The following is a 21442-nucleotide window of genomic DNA, read 5'->3' as shown; positions in this document are numbered from 1 at the left end:
GAGGCATGTCATGGATGATCTGCACAGCACCCGCGCGGCCCCCGGGATGGACGGCCCTTTGGCCGAGGCGCTCGACTGTCTTGACCATGGCGTGGCGGTCTATGACCCGGCGGGCGCGCTGTCCCTGGCCAACGCCCCCTTTGCCGAGGCCGTGGCGACGCCTGCGGCCTTGGCGGAGGCGCTGGCCGCGCTGCTCGGCGCGGCGGAGGGGGACGGGCTGATCCAGACCCTCGCGCAGGCGCAAGACCGGCAAAAGACCGGGTTGATCGCAGAGCTGCCCCTGCCGGAGCAGGGGGAGCTGACGCTCAAGCTCCATGCGCGGGCGGATGGCGGTGCGACGCTCGTTCTGGCGGCGACCCCGGCCCCGTCGGTCGAGACGCGGGATGCGCGGGCGCTCTTTGCCGATGCGATCGACAATGTGAATTTCGGTGTCGCCCTGATCGACGAGGCTCAGCGGCTGGTCTTTGCCAACAAGAAGTTCCGCGCCCATGGCGACCCCCGGGATGAGCTCTTGATTGCCGGGCGGAGCATGCGCCAGATCCACAGGGATGCGATCCGCACCGGGCTTTTCCCGCTGCCCGAGGGGATGGCCGAAGAGCATCTGCTGGACGCGATGGATCAGCTGATCGACACCAATGCCCGGGATTTCCCGGTGCCCAACAACCATGGCTCGGCCCTGTTGGGGAATGTCTATGACACCGAGCTGGGCGGGCGGGTCCTGACCATGCAGGACGTCACCGAGGACCGGCAGGCCGAGCAGCTGATCGTGGGCGCCATGAGCCGCCTGCCCGTGGGGGTGGCGATCGAGGATGCCAGCGGCCAGTTCACCCATTGCAACGAGGCTTTTGCCGCGCCCTACGGCCTGAGTGCTGCGGAACTGATCGCCATGCCGCCCGAGGCGCGGATGGCCTATCTCTCGCCGCAGCTGGTTTCGGTGGATAACGATGCCCGCGCCGAGGATCTGGGCGCGGCCTTTCGCGCCGCGATCCTGCAGCAGCGCGAGACCCTGAAACCCTTCGAGGTGCGGTTCAAATCCGGGCAGCAATTCCTCGTGGAACGGGGCCGCGTCGAGAATGGCGGCTGCGTGGTGGTGGTGACGGATATCACCGCGCTCAAGGATGCCGAGACCCGCAATCTGGCGGCGGTGACCGACGCGGTGCAGACCCTCGATATCGCCGTGGTGCTCTTTGACAAGGATCTCCGCATCACCTTTGGCAACGAGAAATGGGCGGAGCTGTTCTCGACCAGGGAGCCGCGGATCCGGGTCGGGGACCATGTGTTGGAGGCCACGCGCAAGCAGGCGGCGGCGGGGCATTTCGTGCTGTCGGAGGGGCGGACGGTCGATGAGTTCATCGCCTATTGGCGCGATACGGTGCTGACCTACCGCAAGGATGTGCATGTGGCCTTCAGCGATGGCCGTCATGTGGTGGCGTCCTGTCACAAGACGCGGCTCGACGGGTTTCTGGTGTCGTTCATCGACATCACCGAGCAGCGCGCGATCGAGGCCGAACTGGCGCGCCAGCGCGAGATCACCCACCAGAAAGAGCGGCTCTCGGCCTTGGGCGAGCTTCTGGCCGGGGTGGCCCATGAGCTGAACAATCCGCTCTCGATCATTGTGGGCTATGCCCAGATGCTGGAGGGTCAGATCGCGGACCCGGTGCTGCAGCGCCGGGTGGACCGGATCGCCGAGGCCGCCAATCGCAGTGCCAAGATCGTCGAGATGTTTCTCGACATGGCGCAGGAGCGGCCCTTTGAAAAGACGCCCTGCTCGGTCAACGAGATCGTCGCGAGCGCGCTTGATGTGGCCGAGAGCGGGCTGTCGGCAGAGACCCGGGTGGAGGTGTTTCTGGCCGAGGATCTCGCCCCGATCCTTGGGGATCCCGACAGCCTGATCCAGGTGATCTACAACATCCTGATCAATGCCCAGCACGCGGTGCAGCCGGTCCCGGGGCCAGGGCATCTGCGCCTGCGCAGCCGTCCGGATGCCGAGGGGGGTGCGGCGTTGATCGAGATTTCCGACAATGGGCCGGGCATTCCCGAGGCCCTGCGCAACCGGGTTTTCGAGCCGCTCTTTTCCACCAAGGAGGTGGGCGAGGGGACGGGGATGGGTCTGGCCCTGTGCCACCGGATCGTGACCAGCCATGGCGGCAGCATCACCATCACCGACAGCGATCTGGGCGGGGCGCAATTCGAGATCCGCCTGCCGATCGCCCCGCCCGGGGTCTGACCCCGGCGCCGCACCGCCCGAACGGGCTTGCATCGGCGGAAACCGGGCGTGTATCAGCGCGGCGAAACCGATGGAGCGCGATGTGGAAACGATTTACAGCGGCCTCACCCAGCTGGGTGGCGACACGAAACTTCCGACCTCCCCCGAAGATGCAGAGCTGGAGAGGGTGGCGAACCCCCAGGCGGATGTGGCCTATTGCGTGCGCTTCACGGCGCCGGAATTCACCTCGCTCTGCCCGATGACCGGCCAGCCCGATTTCGCGCATCTGGTGATCGATTATGTGCCCGGCCCGTATCTGGTGGAATCGAAATCGCTCAAGCTCTTTCTCGGGGCGTTCCGCAATCACGGGGCCTTCCACGAGGATTGCACGATCTCGATTGCCCGCCGTCTGGTCGATTTCCTCGACCCGCAATGGCTGCGGATCGGCGGCTACTGGTATCCGCGCGGCGGCATCCCGATTGATGTCTTCTGGCAGACCGGGGCCATGCCGCAGGATGTCTGGGTCCCGGATCAGGGCGTGCCGCCCTATCGCGGGCGCGGCTAGAGGGTCAGTACCAGCGGGCAGTGGTCCGAGACCTCGGGGTCGGTGACCACCTCGAAGTCCCGCACGGCCTCCGGTTCGCTGATCAGCATGTAATCGGCAAAGCGCCCGGGTTTGGTGTAATGGCTGCTGCGCGTGCCGGGAAAGCCACCCGCGGTGACGAGCTCGGTCAACCCGTCCTCGGCCAGATGGCGCAGGGTCGCGCTGTCGGCCTCGACGTTGAAATCGCCGCAGATCACCCGCAATTCCCCGCGGCGAGAGACCTGGTGGGACAGGCTGCGGAGCCGCGCGGCCTGAACGGCGCGGGCGGGCGTGTCCATCTTGCCGCGCAGGTCGCGCAGCCCGTGCATATGGGTCACGCTCAGGGCGCGGCCGGCGGCGGGGTCATGGACCCGCACCCCATGGGCGCTGCGCGAGCGGGGATGGTCGCCATAGCCATCCGGCGCGTAGTCCTTGTGCACGAAGCCCTGCACCTGGCCGATGATCGGCAGGCTGCGCTGCACGAAGGTGGCGAGCCCCCATTGCGACGGGACCGCGCTGTCGCCGTCCCAGAGCACGCCCTGGGCGGCGGGGCAGAACACCGCCACATGGTCCGGCAGGGCACGGCAGATGTCGCGAAAGAAATTGGCACGCTGGGGCAGGACATGGTCGCCATCGCGATAGGTCAGCCAGTCCTTGTCGGTGGCGGGGCTGTGGACGACCTCTTGCAAGCACAGGATGTCGGGCGCGCTCTGGGCCAGATAGGGCAGCAGCTCCTCGTGGAGCGTGCCGCCCCAGCCGTTCAGACACATGATCCGCATCGCGCGACCCCCTGTTCCCCAGAGCCTGACAGTCGCGCGTCCCGCGCGCGGCGGCAAGGGGTGGCGGGGTGCGGCGGGGCGTGACCCCGGGCCCGTTTATCCGGGATCGGACAGCGCGGGTCCGCGTGCGGACCCACGCCACCGATCTCAGGGACGCGCGGCCGGGCGGGTCATGGCGCGCAGGGCGCGGCGCCATTCCGTCGGGGTCTTGTCCGTGATCCGCTTGAAATTCGCGTTGAAGGTGGATTTCGAATTGTAGCCCACCGCCTCGCTGATCTCGAGCACGCCGAGCTCGCTTTCGGCCAGCAAGCTGCAGGCGGCCTCGATCCGGTGGGCATTCACATAGTCGAAAAAGCTCTGACCGATCTCAGTATTGAGCACCTCCGAAAGATGCATGGGCGGGATGGCCGTGGCCTCGGACAGGGTTTTGAGGGTGAGCATCGGATCCTCCCACAGGCGGGACGCCTCCATGCGGGTCTGCAGCCGGGCGGCGAGCCGGGTCAGGTCCTCGGGCCCGAGGCCGGAGCGGGCATAGCGGCCCGGCGGGGCCCCGGTTCCGGCCCCGGTCTCGTCCCCTGTGGCGGGCGGCGGTGGGGCCGGGGCGGTCTCGTTGGCGACGACCTCGGCGGACCAGTCGGGCAGGGGCGGTTTGGCCTGGATCCCGAAGAGGCCAAAGATCAGCCCCAACAGGATTTCATGCACCCCTTCGGCGGCCCCTTCGAGGAACCCGGCATCGAAGGCGAGGATCAGCACCTCGTCGGCGATCACCACCCAGGCAAGGCCGAGGATCATCGCCACCAGCGCATCGAGCCACCAGAGCGACTTGCCGCTGAGATCGGAAAACAGCGCCCGGATCGTCCGCTTGTGGCGGGTCAGGCGGCGCGCGCAGGCAAAGCCGTAGCCGATCAGGAGCCCGATCCACCCGACCCAGAAGGCGAGCACGCCCAGCTCGGCCCAGAGCACGCGCGTCTCGCCCAGATCGGTATCCACATAAAGCCCGGCGCGCTCCGGACCCGGCAGGGACAAGAAGGGCAGCAGAAAGACCAGCCCCAGCCCCAGGGGCAGCAGATGCCAGGCATCGCGCGGGCGCAGGCGCAATGCGGGCTCGGTCAGCCCGCGCACGAAGAACCACAGCGAGATCATGAAGAGCGGCAGCAGCGCATCCTGCCAGCCATAGGCCCAGAGCGGCGCGTGGATCGGCGGCCCGAAGACCAGATCATCGGCCATATCCGTGACCTGCACCGCAAGAAACACCGCCACCGCATCGAGATAGAGCGCCGGGCCGCCCGTGCGGATCCGCCGGGCCAGCACGGCGCAGAACGCGAAGAACGCCACCCCCAGGGCGGCGCTGCTCCACATCAGATCGGCAATCTCGGCGTCGGTCACGGGTGGTCCGTTGGCTGCGGGGTCAGGTCTCGGCGGGGCGCGGCAGGATCCATTCCACCCCGGCCCAGCCACACCATAGGATAGCCCCGAGGCCAAAGACCATCCCACCGCCCTGCGACAGGGGCGGCAGGTAGGTCGCGAGCCCGGCCAGCGCCACGCCCGCCCCCAGAAGGCCCGCCACCCCCGAAAGCGCGCCGATCCGCAGTGCCGCGAGGCTCGCCAGCCCGATCCAGAGCCCGCCAAGCGCTTCGGTCCGCCCGGAAAGCCCGGTTTCGATCAGGTGCAGGATCCGCCAGGTCTCCAGCGCGCGGGGCAGGTCCTGGGGGGCGAGTGCTGCAAGCTCGGCCAGCCCGGCCCGGGCGACCATGCCGCTGGCGAGGGTCAGCCCGGTCCAGATCAGCGCGGTCGCCGCCGAGGCGAGGGCGAGATGGGGCAGGTCGCGCGCCAGCGCCCGTGCAAGCCCCAGCCCGGCCAGCGCGGTGCCAAGGGCGCTCAGATCATAGATCACCGTCATCCAGAGCGGCAGGAGCCAGGGGCTCTGCCGGGTCAGCTGCAGCACGGCCGCGCCATCCATCGCCCCGGTGCCAAGCCCCAATGGCGCCAGCGGGCCGAGCACGAAGGCGATCCCGGTCAGGTAGCATCCCGCCACGAAGAGCGCGCCCAGACCGGCGGTTTGACGGGGGCTCATCCCACCCCCTCCGGTGTCAGCGCCATGAGGGGCCAGGGGTCGGCCTCTGCCTGTCCGGTGGCCGCGACGGTTGCCCATGCGCCCGCGACATCCAGCTTGAGGCCCAGCCCCCAGAACCCGCCATGGAGCGCGACCCGGGGTGCGCCGCCCTGCCAGGCGACCATGGGGCCGAGCGCCTGGTGCAGCCCGTCCGGGCGCGGGGTCTCGGCCTCGATCATCCGGGCCCATGTGCCGGGATCGGCAAAGGGCGCGCCCTGGGCCAGCAGGCGGCCAAAGCGGGTCAGATCCGTCGCGGTCGAGACAAAGCCGCCATCGGCGAATTCGAAGCTCGGGTGATGCTCCGTCAGGTCCACCGTCCCGGCATAGTGGTGCAAGGGGGGCAGCTGTGCGGCGCGCGCGGCGGGCCAGTGCTGCACGCTGTGCCATGTCCGCCCGAGACCGAGCGGCGCAAGGATGTCGCGGCGGATCAGGTTGGCATAGGCGGTGCCCGTCACCCGTTCCAGCACCAGCCCGAGCAGGTGGTAATTGGTCGAGCTGTAGCTGGTCTGTGCGCCCGGGCGTCCGGTGGGGGGCAGGCCGCGCGCGACCTCCAGCAGGTCCTGCGGCGTCCAGATCCGCTGCGGGTCATGGAGGACTGCGTTTTGAAACCCCGGGTCGTTGTCGAGATCGGGCAGGCCGCTGCGATGGCCGAGCAGGTGGCGCAGGGTAAGGGCAGGGGCCGCGTCCCCGGCCAGCCCGCGCAGGCTGGCCGCGCCCAGATGGTCGATCACCGGATCCTCGAGATCGAGCGTGCCGCGCTCGGCCTGTTGCAGCACCGCCGTGGCCGTCAGGAGCTTGCCGATGCTGGCGATGTGAAACGGGGTGGCCGGGCGCAGGGCCGGGCCGCCATCGCGGCGTTGCCGCCCGGCGGTCCAGCTGCGTCCGCCCTGCGCGGTCTCGTGGCGCAGGATCACCCCGGGCACCGCCGGATCGGCGGCGGCCCGGGTCACGGCCCGCTCAACCGGATCGCGTCCGGCGGCGGGGCGGCCGGGCCAGAGCCCGGCCAGATAGGTGAGACCTCCGGCGCAGACCATGCGCCGATCAACCGACAACCGCATGGCCGCGCCCTTTCATGCAGGCAGTGACGATCTCGGCGCGGTCGTCATGGCGCTCCAGCGCGCCGGCGGTGCCACCCACGGCCCCGCCCACAAGCGCGCCGCCCAGCCCCGAACCGTCCTCATCCGCCAACCCGGCAAGGGCCCCGATCGTCGCGCCGATCAGTGCGTCCTCACGGGTTTCCGCATCGACCAACGATTTCTGGCGTGCCACCTCCTGGCATGCAGCGAGATCGACCTCAAACCCGGGCGCGGGCGCGCCATCGGTGAGCGGGACATAGTCCGATCCGGTGCCACTACAGGCCGCCAGAAGGCCAAGCAGGGGAAGGGCGCAGAGGGAGGAGGAGAGATATGTCATGGTTTTTGTCCTGTGTGAGAGTGTGTGTGGGAGGTCAGAGAAAGGTGATGGCATCGGCATCGGAGACGCCCTGCACGATCAGCGCGTCGCCATCGCCGTCGAAGATGAAAACCACATGGGTCTGCCGTTCATGGATCTCGGTGATCTCGGCGCCGCCGAGAAAGAGCGCGTCTGCGCTGGCGTCGAAATCCCGGATCCGGTCGGTTTCAAAGCGGCCATTTCCGGTGCTGTCGCCAAAGACGAAGACATCCGCGCCCGCACCGCCGACCATGCGGTCATCGCCCGCGCCGCCGATCAGGACATCCGCGCCCGCCCCGGCCTTGAGCCGGTCATCGCCGCTGCCGCCCTCAAGCCGGTCATCGCCGTCCAGACCCTTGAGCCGGTCGTCCCCGCGGCCTCCGACCAGCCGGTCATCGCCGGACCCGGCGCGCAGGCGGTCATTGCCCTCAAGCCCCAGAAGCTGGTTGTCGGCGTTATAGGCCGCGTCGCTCTTGCGCAGGGCGATCCGGTCGGCCCCGTCGGTTCCGGTGAGCAGGATCGAGCCGTCCTCGAAGGCGAAATCCGCGCGGCTCAGAGCGTCGAGCGGGGCCTCGACGTGCAGGGCGGCGCCCTCGGCGGCGATGTCGGCTCCGTCCTCGGTCTCGGTCACAAGCAGATCCGCGGCGGAGACGCCCTGGACCTCAAGCGGGCCGTCTGCGTCCGACGGCGCCCAGGCGGGGTCCTCGGCCACAAGCTCCAGTGCGGCGGTCAGGCCGGAGAGGGCGCCGAAATCCAGATCCACGGTGGTCACGGCGGTGGAGAGGATGCGCCCGGTCTCCAGATGCAGGAAGGTGGCGCTGTCGGTGCCGAGGGTGCCGCCGGCAAAGCCCACCAGCGTGCCGAATGCTGCGTCCTGCAGCACGATCAGGCCCAGCCCGAAACCCATCCCGTCCGTGTCGGTCTCGCCGAAGGTGAGCATCTGGCCCAGAGCCTCGGGCGAGAGCAGGGTCTGATCCACCAGAAGCGCCTGCAGAAAGGTGGTCATATCGGCGGTGGTCGAGATCACGCCACCCTCGGCATACTGGTTCTGCAGCACATAGGTGACATCGATCGGGCCCGCGTCGCCCTCGAGATAGCTCGACAGGCGGGCGGCGTCGGTGCTGTGATCGTCGAGCTTGGTGTCCGCCATCCCGAGCGGGGCGAAGACCAGCGCCTCCAGCGCCGCGCCGAGGCTTTCGCCCGTCACGCTCTCGATCACCTTGCCGAGCAGGGCATAGGCGGTGTTCGAATAGGCATACTCCGCGCCCGGGGCGAAATCGGCCGGGATCCCGCGCACCAGATCCAGCGCCACGTCGGTTCCGATCACGGTGTCGGGGTTCTCGGCGGTGATCAGATCAAAGAGCTCGTTGCCGTCCTCATCCTCCAGATCGGTGTAGCTGGGAATGCCGCTGCGCATGGAGAGCGCCTCGCGCAGGGTGGCCTCGGCCGCGTTGGCGATCCCGTCGAGCATCTCGGCGGGCAGGTAGTCGCCCAGCGGCGCGTCGAGATCCACCAGCCCCGCCTCGGCGAGCTTGAGCAGTGCGGCGGAGGTGATCATCTTGGTCTGCGAGCCGATCTCGAAGGTCTGGCCGGGTTGGGCCGGGGTGCCGGTCTCGACGTTTGACAGGCCGCTGACACCATGGGCGCTGAACGCGCCATCGGTGACGCTGACGAGGGCGGCGGGCGCGCCGTTGAGGGTGAGGGCCTGGGCCACCGCGTCGGGTGTGGCGGTCAGGGCAGAGGGGTTGAAGACGGTCATGGGAAGCCTTTCCAGAAAAAGTGTCTGGAGCAGCACATGACGGTGTTTTCAGGCGTTCTCGACGGATCCAGCGCGTCCGGACGTCCGCGCCAATTGGGTCGGACTTCGCGCGCGGTCGGTCCTGGGCACGGCGGGGCCGCGCCGCGCCAGCCGGGTCCAGACCTGCTTCGCGATCTCGGCGCCATGGCGGTCGTCAAAGGGAAACGCGATCTTCGACAGCTCGCGATAGCTGGCCTCCGGCCCGGTGCCCCGGTTCTTGCGAAACCCCCGGCGCATCTTTTGCAAGCTCCCGAAGAGCTGAAACTCCTCCGCCCCAACCATGGCCACCACCAGATTCCCGTGGAGATCGATGTCATAGGTGATGTGATGGACATTGTTGCGCACTGTGATCTCGTCCGACAGCTTGGTCGTCCGCGTGCGGGGCTCGCGCGTGATGGAGATCCGGATCTTGCAGGCGGCGGCCAGGCTGGTGTCATGCCCCGCGGCCGCGCGCATCTCCACCCGGTTGTCATAGGCATAGGTCCCGCGCAGCACCTCTTCGGGGCGGGTGAAGCGGACGCCGCCCTCCCGTGTGCCGCGCAACACGACCTCCAGCGCCCGGTGGGCCTCGGTCACCAGCCGGGTCGTCCGCGCCAGCCGCAGGTCCCGCAGCACCACCGGGCAGTCCGGGCCGCTGGCCGATTGACGGCTCCGGGCCAGAACCTGCGTCATGTCCAGCGCGTAATCATAGGTGCAGTCCCCATGGGCGATCCGGAACGCGACCCGGTTCTCGCGGATCAGCACGCTCTGGGGTGTTTGCGGATCCGCATCGAGAAAGGTGATATGGGCGAGGTCCTGCCCCGCCGCCGCAAAGGATCCGCAGATGAGGCGCAGGGCCTCCTGCCAGGAGACGGAGATCTCCTTGGTGAAGAGCACATCGGTAAAGGTGTTGAGATAAGCGCCGTCCTCCGGCGCGGTGGAGGCAAAGCTGCACCCGCCCGAGAAATCATAGACCGGATAGGCCGGATCCACCCCCTCGGGCGTGCCGAACCGGGTGAGGTTGCGGGCCTGATAGCGCACCGGCGCGGCCAGCTCGGGCCCTTCATAGGTCAGCGGCTGGGATTTGAACGCGGCCCGAAACGCCGGATGGGCGAGGATCTGGCGCGCTTCGTCAGGCAGGAGCGGGCCATAGACCCGTTTGCCATCGGCCAGAACAAGCACATCCCGGTCCCCCAGCGGTGCCAGTGCCGGCGCATCAGCGATCGCGGCGGCCAGGGCCGCGCGGATCTCGTCGCGCGAGGCGTGGGGACCCGTTTTGCCGCGAAAGGCGCCGAGCCAGACCTGCCCGGGGACGGTGAGCGGCGCGAAGCGCGGGTGAAACTCGGTCGGCCCCGTCAGCGCGAACCGCGCGGGGTTCGCCGCGACCTGCGCCACCGCCATGGGCACCCAGCCGACCACCCCAAGGGAGCTGCGCACGAGGGTCCAGTCCTTGTCGCGGGCAAGCACCTGCAACACGCTGTCCGCGGCCAGGGGATCCCCGGCCACGGGCAGGGCACTGTCCGACGGCTGCGCGCGCAGATAGGTCTTGCGCCCGGCAAACGGGGTGAAGGCGACCACACTCAGAGGCGCGGGCGCCTCGGTGCCCAGCCGATCGCTGCGCAGAAAGCCCTGCATATGCGCGCCCGCCTGCACCTCGGTCCAGTCACCGACCTTGCGCAGGGCCCGAAGCTCCTGCAGGGGCCAGAGCTTCGCGACCACCTTGCCACGGGCGGACGGCGCGTCGCGCAGGGGCGCAAAGGGGGTCGCCGAGGCCACGGGATCGGGCATCTGGACAAAGACCGGCTCGGCCAAGGCGGTGGAGGCGAACTGAACGCAGAGGCAGAGGGTCAGGCAGCGAAGCAGAGAGAACACGGGGCAGGGATCCAATCGGTTGAGACGCACGGGGCGCGGGGGTCTGTCATGGGTAGGGATCCTTGCGCGCAAAAGATAGAGATTTGCTTAGGATGCAGGCAGCCGCACGGTCACGGCGCGCCGCATGAGAAGCAGGTAAGCAAGGTTATGTTGTGAAACCCGACCGTACGTCCAGCGGCGGGCGATGTGCCCGCCCTATGCCCCCCTGTTGTCAGCCGCCCGTTTCGGCCATGATGCCCTTGCGGAATTGAGACGCGAGGCGGTCGAGGGGACAAAATGCTGGATCAGACATCACCCGCACCGGGTGCGGAGGCAAGCGCGCAGGAGACCTATGCGCTTGTGGTGATCGGCGCCGGGATTGCCGGGCTGAACGCGCTCTATGCGGCGACGGAGTACCTGCCCAAGGGCGCGCGCGTCCTGCTGGTGGATGAAAAACCCGATGCCGGGGGCATGTGGAACACGGCCTATGACTATGTGCGCCTGCATCAGCCCCACCCGATGTTCGCCGTGGGAGACATGGCATGGGATTGGCGCAAACCGCGCAGCTATCTCGCCAAGCGGGACGAGGTGCAGACCCATCTGGGTCAGGCCCTGACCCCCATCGCGGCGCAGGTCGGCTTGCAGACCGCCTTTGGCTGCGTGGCGACCGCATGTGCCGAGGTCAGCACGGCCCAGGGCCCGATGGCCGAGATCCGCTATCACCCGCTGGGCGCGCCGGATCAGGAGGTCACGGTCCGCGCCACCCGGGCGATCCATGCGGCGGGTCTGAACTACGGTCTGGCCCAGCCTCTGGCGCTGCGCTCGGCGGAGGTCGTGTCGATCATCCCGCAGGAGCTGGCCGCGACCCTCGCCGCCCATCCCGGCGCGCCGGTCCATGTGGTGGGCGGGGGCAAGACCGGGATGGACACGGTGCTGGCCACGCTGGCGGCGGACCCGGCGCGACAGATCACACTCTACAAGGGGCGGGGCACGAACTTCCTGAACCGGACACGCTACCTGCCCATGGGGATCAAGCGCTGGACCTCCGGCGCGCTGGTCTCGCGGCTCTTTCGGGATGTGGCGCTGACCTATGACGGGACGCAGGACGACGCGCTGATCGCCCATATCCGCAAGACCCATTCGACCGACCCGGAGACGCCCAACGAGGTGTTCCTCTACGGGTTGCAATCGGAGGAGGAGCAGGCGCGCATCCAGTCCGGGCTGAGCGCGACCCATGCGGATTACCTGGAGGATGTGGTGGACGGGGCGACCGGGCCCGAGATCCGCCTGCGGCAGGGCGCGTCCCTGCCGGTGCCGCCGGGCAGCATCTTTGTCAATTGCGGGGGCAGTTTCTTTCGCGATGCCGAGATGCCACCCGTGATGCCGGTCCTGTCCCCGCAGGGCGCGATCCTGTCGATCAACACGCGCCATGCGTTCCACTTCCTGACCAGTGTCGCCGGGTTCTTCGGGGCGCATCTGCTCTATCGCGACCAGCTGCGCGGGGCGGGCTTCTACGCGCTCGATCTGGAGGGGCTGTTTCGCGCCGATCGCAAGGCCTGGGTCGGGGCTTCGGCGGCGCAGGCCTATCACAACCAGGTGCTGGCGGTGCAGACCCTGCCGATGATGCTGCTGGATCGCTGCGGGCTGGATCTCGACCGGTGGTATCCCCTGCCCCGGCGTCTGTTGGCGCTGGCGCAGATGCGGGCCACGGCCAAGGCGGATCTCGCCCATTGCCGCAAGGTGCTCGAGCTGGTGACGGCGCGTTACGGGATCGACGCGGGCCCGATCTAGGAGGTCGGGTTGTCCGGTCTGCTCTCGGGTGGGTCGTCATAGACCGACCAGCCAAAGCTGCCCGTGCTCTCGGGGAGCTCTTTTTCGCGCAGATTGCGCGCCATATAGGTCTTGGCGATGAAATTCGCGGTGATTGGCGCGGTCAGGAACAGGAACAGCGTGATCAGCAGTTCGTGCACCGAGACATAGCCGGTCTTGGCGAAATAGATCATCGAGGCCACGAGCACGCCGCCCACCCCGAGGGTCGTTGCCTTGGTCGGCGCATGCAGGCGCTGCACCGTGTCCTTCAGCTTGATCAGCCCGTAGGAGCCGACGAAGCCGAACACGCCACTGATCACGAGGGCGGCGGCGATGAGGAGGTCTGCGAGAAAATCCATCTGTCTACCTCACTCGATGATGTCGCCGCGGAGCAGGAACCGGCAATAGGCCACGGTCGAGACGAAGCCCACCATGGCGATCAGCATGGCGGCCTCGAAATAGATCGCCGTGCCGCGCCAGATCCCGTAGAGCACGAGCAGCGCGATGATGTTGATCACCATCGTGTCCAGCGCGAGGATCCGGTCCGCGGAAGAGGGGCCCGTCACGATGCGCCACAGGTCCAGCAGAAGTGCCGCGCCATAGCACAGGGCCGCGAAGAGCAGAGCATATTCGATCATGCGAAAATCTCCTTGAGGCGCGCCTCGTAGCGGGCCTTGATCTCGTCCCGCACCGCGTCCGGGTCGTCGGAATGCAGGCAATGCACGAGGATGCAGGCCCCATCCGCCGACAGCGTGGCCGAGACCGTCCCCGGGGTCATGGTGATGGTGCCCGCCAGCACGGTGATCGCCTCGGCGGAGGTCAGTTCCAGCGGGACCGGGATCCAGTGGGAGCGGATCTCGCGCTCGCGCTTGAACAGGATGATCATCGCCACCTGCACATTCGCCACGACGATATCCCAGAGGACCACCAGCAGATACTCGATGACCTTGAGCGGTTTGCCGATGCGCGGGCGATCCGGCCAGTAGGCGGCGGTCAGCATGGGGATGATGATGCCGAAGGCGATGCCGAGGATCAGGTTGCCCAGGGTGAAGGTGTTGACCAGCGCCAGCCAGACCAGCGCCAGGGTGATGCTCAGCAGGGGATGGGGGATCAGGCGTGCAAGCATGGGTTAACCCTCCTCCCCGGTGCCGAGCACCGCGCCGACATAGCCCGACCGGTCGAACAGTTGCGTGGTGGTGGCCTCGAGATAGCTCGAGACCGGCCCGGCAAAGATCGCAAGCCCGGCAAGTGCGACCAGCGCGATCATGGTCGGGGCCAGCTCACCGGCAGTGGCGCGGGGCGGCACCGCGACCGGGGGGGCGCCTTCGATCGGTTCGGGCAGCGGGATGGCCGTGGATTTCCAGAAGATCACGCTACCGGCGCGGGCGAAGCCGACAATCGTCAGGAGCGAGCCCGCGAGGATCGCGGTCCAGGCCCAGCCGATCACCCCCGGCGCGCGCAGGGCGTCCAGCACCAGCAGCTTGCCTAGAAACCCGCTGAGCGGGGGCATCCCGGCCATGCCGATGGCCGCCGCGAAGAACAGCGCCGCAAAGAGGCCGTTCTGCATGGTGGGGGCTGTCGGTGTCAGGCTGTCCTGGCTGCGCCGGGTGATCACCAGATCAGCGATCAGGAAGAGACAGGCCGCGGCAAAGGTCGAGTGCACCATGTAATAGAGTGCTGCGAAGGTCGCCCCGGGCGAAAACGCGGCCACCGCCACCAGAAGCGTGCCCATGGAGCCGACCACCGAGAAGGCGATCAGCGGCATCAGGCGCTTGGCCCCCAGCACGCCGAACGCGCCGATGGCGATGGTCACGATCGCCGCGGGAAAGAGCCATGTCCCGGCCAGATCCTCGGTCCCCGGGCTACCCGGGCCGAAGGCGGTGGTGTGGATCCGCAGGATCGCATAGGCCCCGACCTTGGTCATGATCGCGAACAGGGCCGCAACCGGGGCGGGCGCATTGGCATAGGTCGCCGGCAGCCAGAACTGCACCGGAAAGAGCGCCGCCTTCACCGCGAAGACCAGCAGCAGCAGGATGGTCGCCACGCGGACAAGCGCAGCCTCCTCGGCCGGGATCTCGGGGATGCGCACGGCCAGATCGGCGATGTTCAGGGTCCCGGTGGAGGCATAGAGCGTGCCGAGCGCGAACAAAAACAGCGTGGAGCCCGCGAGGTTCATCACCACATATTGCAGGCCCGCGCGGATCCTCTCCTTGCCGCCGGAATGGATCATCAACCCGTAGGAGGCGATCAGGAGAACCTCGAAGAACACGAAGAGGTTGAAGATGTCGCCGGTCAGAAAGGCGCCGCAGATCCCCATCAGCTGGAACTGGAACAGGGCGTGGAAATGCCGCCCCTTCGCGTCCCAACCGGTGGTGATCGCATGGATCAGCACGATCAGCGCCAGCGCCGCCGTCAGCAGCACCATCAGCGCCGAAAGACGGTCCAGCACCAGTACGATGCCGAAGGGCGCAGGCCAGTCGCCCAGCCGGTAGACATGGGTCGTGCCATCGGCGGCCATGCCGGCCAGCCCCAGGGCCACGGCGAGCAGGGTCACCGTCCCGGCGAGGGAGGCCGTGCGCGCCAAGGGCATGTCATAGCGCATCACGAAAGCGATCAGCGGCGCGAGCATCGCCGGAAGGATGACGGGCAGGATAATCCAATGCATCAGAACCGGCCCTCCGCTTCGAGGGATTCCGGCGTCTCACCGGGGTCCGGGGTGGCGGCGGCATCAGCCTCGTCATGGATGTCGATCCGGTCCGAATCCGCCTCCAGATAGGCGGCGAGCCCGATCATCACCAGCACCGCCGTCATCCCGAAGGAGATCACGATGGCCGTCAGGACCAGCGCCTGCGGCAGCGGGTCCGTATAGGTGGCCTCGCCGTATTTCGACAGGATCGGCGACTGGTCGATGGCCAGCCGTCCGCTGGCAAAGAGAAACACGTTCACCGCGTAAGACAGCAGCGCGAGGCCCAGAATGACCGGAAAGGTGCGCAACCGCAGCAGCAGGTAGACCCCGCCTGCCGTCAGAACCGCAACCGTGCTGGCGACAATGACTTCCATCTCAGCGTTCCACCTCGCTCTCGGCGGCATTGTCCGCCGGGTCGTAATCCATGGGCTCCACATTCACCGTCTCGCCCGCGAAACGCGCGATCCGACTGAGGCTGTAGAGCATCAACATCACCGCCCCGAGCACCGTCAGGAACACGCCGAGATCGAACAGCATGGCGGTGGCCAGCTCGAACTCCTCGATGGGCGGCAGGTGGACATAGGTATAGGCGCTGGTCAGGAAGGGCCGCCCCACCAGCCAGGCCCCTGCCCCGGTCAGACCGGCAATCACCACGCCGAAGCCGATCATGGTGTGATACTCGATCCGCTTGCGCTCCTGCGTCCAGGCAAAGCCCGAGGCCATGTACTGCATCAAGAGCGCGATGGCGATGACCAGACCGGCGACGAAGCCCCCGCCCGGCTGGTTATGGCCGCGCAGGAAGATATAGAGCCCGACCACCACCGCGATCGGCATCAGCACCCGGGTCACCACGACCATCATCATCGGGTGGCGATCGCGGGAGCGGTCCTGATCATAGTCGGCATTCCGCAGCCGCCGCGCGGCGGGTCCGCTGAGCAGGGCATGCATCAGCGCATAGATCACGAGCCCGGCAATCCCCAGCACGATGATCTCGCCATAGGTGTCATAGCCCCGGAAATCCACGAGGATCACGTTGACCACATTGGTGCCGCCGCCGCCCTCATAGCTGTTGGCGATGTGGTAATCCGAGATGGTCGAGATGTCCCGCTGCAGGAAGGCAAAGGCCAGACCTCCGACCCCGAGCCCGGCCGCCACGGCGATGATGCCATCGCGGATCTTGAGGCCCGTGGGGCTTTCTTTGGGGGTCACTTTCGGCAGGAAATGCAGCGCCAGCAGCAAAAGCATGATGGTCACTGTCTCGACCGAGATCTGCGTCAGGGCGAGGTCGGGGGCCGAGAGATAGACAAAGCCCGCCGAGATCGACAGCCCGATGATCCCGATCAGGACCAGCGCGCGGAACCGGTAATGGTGCATGCTCACGACGCAAGCCGTGGCCACGATCAGCATCAGCCAGCCGATGGCAATCACCGGCGGCACGGGCAACAGCTCCCGCGTGGGGGCCGAAAGGCCGCTGCCGGAATAGGCGATCCAGCCCATGGTCACCGAGGCCAGCGTGAAGATCGCGAGATAGCGGCTGATGGCGCCGTTATGGGTCACTTCCGTCAGGCGGGCCGAGGCGCCCTGCACCGCGGCCATGAGACGGTCGAAGATCGCCTTGGCCTCGGGGCGGCGCGCGGCCTGCCAGATCGGGTCGAGCTTGCCATGCTGGCTGAGCAGAGCGAGACCGCCGAGCGTCGCGGCAAAGGACATCCAGAGCGCCGGGGTGAACCCGTGCCAGATTTTCAGATGCGGGTACAGATCCGCGCCGGTCACCGCATTGGCTGCCGCCGTCACGATGCCTTCGGCGAGGAAGGGCGCCATGCCGATCACCAGCACCAGCACCACCAAAAGCGCGGGCGAGGCCCACATGCCAAAGGGCGGGTCATGGGGCTTGTGCGGGTAGTCGTCCCGCACCGGCCCGAGGAAGACATGGGCAATAAAGCGGAAGGAATACGCCACCGACAACAGCGCGCCCAGCGTCGCCAGCACCGGCACCGCGTAATGGCTCCCGGCCCAGCCCGTATGGGCGGCCTCCTCCAGCATCATCTCCTTGGACAGGAACCCGTTGAAGAGCGGGATGCCCGCCATGGAGAGCGCCGCGACCGTGCCGATGACAAAGGTGATCGGCATCAGGTGCCTGAGCCCGCCCAGCCGCTTGATATCGCGGGTATGGGTCTCGTGATCCACGATCCCCGCGGTCATGAAGAGTGCCGCCTTGAAGGTCAGGTGGTTGATGATGTGAAACACCGCCGCCACCGCCGCGGCCTGGGTGCCAAAGCCCAGAAGCATGGTCAAAAGGCCCAGATGGCTGACCGTCGAGAAGGCCAGCAGCGCCTTGAGGTCATCCTTAAAGAGCGCGATCCCCGCGCCCAGCACCATGGTGATCAGCCCGGTGGTGGACACGATGTAGAACCACGCATCGGTCCCCGCCAGCGCGGGCCACATGCGCGCCATAAGGAAGACGCCCGCCTTCACCATGGTTGCCGAGTGCAGATAGGCCGAAACCGGCGTCGGCGCGGCCATGGCGTGGGGCAGCCAGAAATGGAAGGGGAATTGCGCGGATTTCGTGAAGGCCCCCAGCAGGATCAGGATCAGCGCGGGCAGATACCATTCCGACGCGCGGATCTGGTCTCCGGCGGCGAGAATGTCCGTCAGGTTGAAGCTGCCGACGATATTCCCGAGGATCAGCATACCCCCGATCATCGCGAGCCCGCCCGCGCCGGTGACGGTCAGCGCCATGCGCGCGCCCTGCCGGCCTTCGGGGAGGTGTTTCCAATAGCCGATCAGCAGGAAGGAGCTCAGGGAGGTCAGCTCCCAGAAGATCAGCAGGAGCAGGATGTTATCCGACAGGACAATCCCCAGCATCGCGCCCTGAAAGAGCAGCAGATAGGTGTAGAACTGCCCCATCGGGTCGTCGCCCGACAGGTAGAACCGCGCGTAGAGGATGATCAGCAGGCCCACGCCCGTGATCATCAGCGCAAAGAGCAGGCCCAGCCCGTCAAGGAAGAACGACGCCGACAGGCCCAGCTGGGGCAACCATGGCACCTCGGCCTGGATCACCTGCCCGTCGAGCACCTGGGGCGCCAGCGATAGCAGCATGAGAAAGGCGAGCGCCGTGGGAACGGCCGTGAAAGAGGCGCATGCGGTTCGCCCGGCCCGGATCATCACCCCGGGCATGAGGGCGCCAATGAATGGCAGCAATGCGATAATGAAAAGGAGAGGGCCCCCGTGGCTCATAATATGCCCTTACGGATCTTGCAGTCTGCGCCTTGGGTGGCGCCGTTCCGATCAGCAATACAGCAAAGCATCCCCCTTAGCGAGAGACCTTAGATGGCACAATTCGCCCCAGTCCGGGGATCGCGCCGGGCCTGCGGATCCCCCCGGCGCGGTGGGTGCCTGGGTCGCCGCGGCCGATCGCAGCAGGCCCCACCGGGGCCCGGTGCAAGCGGCATGTGATCCCGCCGTTTTCACGGTTTTGTTATGCATACAGAAACAGTTGCCAAGCCATGCGGGACCGGGCACTGTCCCGCCACGGGCCCGATATTTCCGGGATCCCGACGAGAGCCGATTTTAAATATGTACCAATTTGAAAGGTGAGCCTTATGCGCCTTATCGAGTCCGATATTGCCGGATTTTCCAAGAAAGAAGCCCATGACCGCAGCCGCAACCGGCTGTCACAGCAGGGGCAAACCCGTCTCATCCGCCTGCCTGTTCTGACCTATCTCTATTCCGACGGGATGGGCGGGCTGACCGCGCTTCGCACGCTGGTGCAATCGACCCGCGCCTCGATGGATCTGGCCCGGGCCTTCTACCGCGAAAACAGCTTTGAGCGCCTCGATTTCGAGTACCGCGTCCGCTCGGGGATCCTGCCCAATCCGCGGGACTGGCGCGGCAATCTCGAGGGGATCCAACCGCGGTACAACGCGGCGAGCGGGGTGCTCGAGAATCCCGGGGACTTCATGTCCCCCGAGAGCTACACAGGCTATGCCGCCTTCCGGATCCATGGCCGCGACCCGGCCCGCTTTGGCACCGGGAACGGCAATCCCGTGCTGCGTGAGTATGGCAACATCCATCGCCGCAACATCATCGCGGATCTCATCACCGAGATCGAGGCGGGGCCGGACCATGACTGGGACGACCCCGAAAGCCTGACCGAGATCGCCGACTGGGCCTTTCCGACCGGGGGCGGCGGTTCGGTCTATGTCTGCTCAAGCCAGGTCAACCGCGCGGTCAAACGCACCCTGCCCGTGGCCACCGAACTCGCCCCCGGCATGCCCTTTCAGGAGATCGTGCTCAGCTCCCAAGGCCCGGGCGCGTCCTCGGCGCAGCTCCATGCCCATGAGCTTGGGCATCTCTTCTTCGGGATCGGCGACTATTACAACCGACGGGTGGATGGCACGCGCGTGACGCAGGAGGATGCGCTCGGCTATCTCGGCGATGCCAGCATCATGGCCCTGCATTTCGACAGCCCCCATTTCGACGGGTTTCTCAAGTTCTTCCTCAACTGGACGGACCCGCAGCTTGTCGAGCCGACCTTTGCCAGCCGCGAGATCACGCTGCGCCCAACCTATGGCGCGCCGGGCAATGCGCTGGTGATCCGCCCCGAAAAGAACCGTCGCCCCGGCGAGTTCTTCATCGTCGAATACCGCACCCGGAATGGCCGCACACCCGATGGCAGCGCGATCCGGTTCGACCGCAACCTGCGCAATCCGCTGGAAAACGGGGTCTTCGTCTATCACGTGAACGGCACCGACATCAAAGGCGGCGCGCCGGGCGAGGCGGAACCGCAGGTCACCCTGATCTCGGGCCAGTCGCGCGAGGCGACCGAGCTGCGCTCCCTGCGGACGGGTCAGAAGCTGGAGGCCAGCGACACGGCCTTTTACGGCGGGCATGAGAACGGGCTGGAGATCGAGGTGCTCGACATCACCGGGCAGGAGGCGCGGATCCGCATCAGCTGGAACCGGGCGCCCCGGCTCGATGTGGCGCGGGTAAGCGGCGGCGATCTGCATGTCTTTGCGCGCAAGGCCGATGGTTCGCCCCTCCACAAGCGCCGGACCGGGAGCGCTTGGCTGCCTGCGCGTACCGAGTGGTGGGATATGGGGGGCGAGATCACCGAGCGCCCCACGGTCGCCCAGGCGGGCGACGAGCTGTCGGTTTGGGTGCGCGGGGTCAGCGGCGCGCCCTTTTACAAGCGCATGGCCGCCGATGGCACATGGTCGCCCGCCAGTTGGCAGAACATGGGCGGCGAGATCCTCGGCGAGGTCGCGCCCAGCAAGAGCGGCGCGTTCAACGAAGCGCTGGTGCGGGGCATCTCCGGCGATATCTTCGTCAAGCAGAGCCGCAGCACAGGCTGGGCCCCGTCCCTGTTCGGCTGGCACCGGCTGGGCGGCCCGTTCGAGGGACGTCCCCATGGTATCCCCGGTCCCGACGGGCTCCATGTGGTGACGCGCCGGGCGGCGGGCACGCCGGTCCATGCCGTGATCCCCAAGGACGCCCTCACCCAGAGCCAGCCGAGCTGGACCGAGCTTGGCGGACAGCTCAGCGCCGATCCCCATGGCTGCGCCCATGATGGCGGGATCCTCGTCTGCGGCCGCGGGATCAGCGGCAAGCTCTTTGCCAAGACCCTGGGCAGCGGGGGGTGGCGCCCCTCGGCCACGGGCTGGACAGATCTCGGGGGCCAGATCATGGGCCCGCCCTGCGCCGTCAGCACGGGCGATCACGTGGTGATCTTCGCCACGGGGATTTCCGGCGGGGTCTTCGCGATCCGGGGCACTGGCGGGACCTGGAGCGACTGGGCCCCGCTGGGCGGGCAGGTCATCGACAGCCCTACCGCCATCGTGAATGGCGACCATATCGAGGTGGTGTGCACCGGGATCAGCGGTAATGCCTTCCACATGCGCTGGGAGACCAGCCAATGGCCCCCGCCCAAGGACGCCTGGAGCAGTCTCGGCGGCCCGCTGATCTGATCCGACCCCCGGAGCGGGCATCGCCGTGTTTGGCATGTATATATATAGTGTCCGGATCCCCGGCCCGCGCCCCGTACCGAGGCGCCCTATGCCAAGGGCCCGGCGGTCGCGCCATAGGCGCGCACCGTCTCGGCGGCGGCCCGCACCGCCTGCTCCGCCGCCGCGCGCGGATCCGCCCCGGCCACCAGACCGGCGAGGAACGTACCCGCAAGGCAATCCCCAGCCCCGGTGCTGTCCACCG

18 protein-coding genes are annotated in these 21442 nt (G+C 67.5%); 4 read left to right on the top strand and 14 right to left on the bottom strand.

Features of this window, described 5'->3' with window-relative positions; translation table 11 throughout:
- Nucleotides 1–10: 10 nt before the first annotated feature.
- A complete protein-coding gene (locus ACP150_RS21720; protein ID WP_424968822.1) occupies nucleotides 11–2227 on the top strand; it encodes a PAS-domain containing protein in 2217 nt (738 codons plus the stop codon).
- Nucleotides 2228–2309: 82 nt separating this feature from the next.
- The gene (gene queF / locus ACP150_RS21715; RefSeq protein WP_424968821.1) at nucleotides 2310–2771 is read left to right on the top strand and encodes a preQ(1) synthase; all 462 of its coding nucleotides are present in this window, start codon (nucleotides 2310–2312) and stop codon (nucleotides 2769–2771) included.
- On the opposite strand, the gene ACP150_RS21710 is transcribed toward queF, so the two are convergent.
- The 7 genes from ACP150_RS21710 to ACP150_RS21680 all read right to left on the bottom strand — a co-directional run bounded on the left by ACP150_RS21710 (nucleotide 2768) and on the right by ACP150_RS21680 (nucleotide 10761).
- On the bottom strand, nucleotides 2768–3568 hold the full coding sequence (locus ACP150_RS21710) for an endonuclease/exonuclease/phosphatase family protein (RefSeq protein ID WP_424968820.1): 801 nt from the start codon (nucleotides 3566–3568) through the stop codon (nucleotides 2768–2770). The two genes, queF and ACP150_RS21710, sit on opposite strands and share 4 nt — an antisense overlap.
- Before the next feature lie 147 nt (nucleotides 3569–3715).
- Complete coding sequence (locus tag ACP150_RS21705; RefSeq protein WP_424968819.1) at nucleotides 3716–4954, bottom strand: helix-turn-helix domain-containing protein; 1239 nt, start codon at nucleotides 4952–4954, stop codon at nucleotides 3716–3718.
- Nucleotides 4955–4976: 22 nt separating this feature from the next.
- A complete protein-coding gene (locus tag ACP150_RS21700) occupies nucleotides 4977–5642 on the bottom strand; it encodes a hypothetical protein (RefSeq protein ID WP_424968818.1) in 666 nt (221 codons plus the stop codon).
- Nucleotides 5639–6739, bottom strand: a complete 1101-nt coding sequence (locus tag ACP150_RS21695) for a serine hydrolase domain-containing protein (protein WP_424968817.1) — start codon at nucleotides 6737–6739, stop codon at nucleotides 5639–5641. The genes ACP150_RS21700 and ACP150_RS21695 overlap by 4 nt, the downstream gene beginning before the upstream one ends.
- Nucleotides 6723–7094 (bottom strand): glycine zipper family protein, encoded by a 372-nt coding sequence (locus tag ACP150_RS21690; RefSeq protein WP_424968816.1) that lies wholly within the window; start codon nucleotides 7092–7094, stop codon nucleotides 6723–6725. The genes ACP150_RS21695 and ACP150_RS21690 overlap by 17 nt, the downstream gene beginning before the upstream one ends.
- A gap of 34 nt (nucleotides 7095–7128) precedes the next feature.
- Complete coding sequence (locus tag ACP150_RS21685; protein ID WP_424968815.1) at nucleotides 7129–8871, bottom strand: serine hydrolase; 1743 nt, start codon at nucleotides 8869–8871, stop codon at nucleotides 7129–7131.
- A 48-nt stretch (nucleotides 8872–8919) separates the two neighbouring features.
- Complete coding sequence (locus tag ACP150_RS21680) at nucleotides 8920–10761, bottom strand: hypothetical protein (protein WP_424968813.1); 1842 nt, start codon at nucleotides 10759–10761, stop codon at nucleotides 8920–8922.
- Between the two features lie 276 nt (nucleotides 10762–11037).
- On the opposite strand from ACP150_RS21680, the gene ACP150_RS21675 reads away from it, so the two are divergent.
- Nucleotides 11038–12531 (top strand): NAD(P)-binding protein, encoded by a 1494-nt coding sequence (locus tag ACP150_RS21675; protein WP_424968812.1) that lies wholly within the window; start codon nucleotides 11038–11040, stop codon nucleotides 12529–12531.
- On the opposite strand, the gene ACP150_RS21670 is transcribed toward ACP150_RS21675, so the two are convergent.
- The 6 genes from ACP150_RS21670 to ACP150_RS21645 are packed head-to-tail and all read right to left on the bottom strand — an operon-like array spanning nucleotide 12528 to nucleotide 18472.
- A complete protein-coding gene (locus ACP150_RS21670) occupies nucleotides 12528–12908 on the bottom strand; it encodes a Na+/H+ antiporter subunit G (protein ID WP_424968811.1) in 381 nt (126 codons plus the stop codon). The genes ACP150_RS21675 and ACP150_RS21670 overlap by 4 nt on opposite strands.
- A 9-nt stretch (nucleotides 12909–12917) precedes the next feature.
- Nucleotides 12918–13187 carry a K+/H+ antiporter subunit F gene (locus ACP150_RS21665; RefSeq protein ID WP_424968810.1) on the bottom strand — a complete coding sequence of 90 codons (270 nt, stop codon included), beginning with the start codon at nucleotides 13185–13187 and terminating at the stop codon, nucleotides 12918–12920.
- A complete protein-coding gene (locus ACP150_RS21660; protein WP_424968809.1) occupies nucleotides 13184–13675 on the bottom strand; it encodes a Na+/H+ antiporter subunit E in 492 nt (163 codons plus the stop codon). Before ACP150_RS21660 ends, ACP150_RS21665 begins: the two co-directional genes overlap by 4 nt.
- A 3-nt stretch (nucleotides 13676–13678) precedes the next feature.
- Nucleotides 13679–15217, bottom strand: coding sequence for a monovalent cation/H+ antiporter subunit D (locus ACP150_RS21655; protein WP_424968859.1), 1539 nt, complete (start codon nucleotides 15215–15217; stop codon nucleotides 13679–13681).
- Nucleotides 15214–15609, bottom strand: coding sequence for a Na+/H+ antiporter subunit C (locus tag ACP150_RS21650; RefSeq protein ID WP_424968808.1), 396 nt, complete (start codon nucleotides 15607–15609; stop codon nucleotides 15214–15216). The genes ACP150_RS21655 and ACP150_RS21650 overlap by 4 nt, the downstream gene beginning before the upstream one ends.
- Nucleotide 15610: 1 nt before the next feature.
- Nucleotides 15611–18472: a monovalent cation/H+ antiporter subunit A gene (locus ACP150_RS21645; protein WP_424968807.1), complete on the bottom strand. Its 2862-nt coding sequence runs from the start codon at nucleotides 18470–18472 to the stop codon at nucleotides 15611–15613.
- Between the two features lie 365 nt (nucleotides 18473–18837).
- Between ACP150_RS21645 and ACP150_RS21640 the strand changes: the two genes are divergently transcribed.
- Nucleotides 18838–21201 (top strand): hypothetical protein, encoded by a 2364-nt coding sequence (locus ACP150_RS21640; protein WP_424968806.1) that lies wholly within the window; start codon nucleotides 18838–18840, stop codon nucleotides 21199–21201.
- A gap of 86 nt (nucleotides 21202–21287) precedes the next feature.
- Here ACP150_RS21640 and ACP150_RS21635 read toward each other — a convergent pair whose 3' ends face one another.
- Nucleotides 21288–21440: a PfkB family carbohydrate kinase gene (locus tag ACP150_RS21635; protein WP_424968858.1), complete on the bottom strand. Its 153-nt coding sequence runs from the start codon at nucleotides 21438–21440 to the stop codon at nucleotides 21288–21290.
- Nucleotides 21441–21442: the final 2 nt, after the last annotated feature.

The organism is Dinoroseobacter sp. S375 (genome assembly GCF_049800775.1).
Lineage (GTDB): Bacteria > Pseudomonadota > Alphaproteobacteria > Rhodobacterales > Rhodobacteraceae > Dinoroseobacter.
The sequence above is the reverse complement of the archived record's forward strand: the minus strand, read 5'-3'. Positions and strand labels throughout refer to the sequence as shown.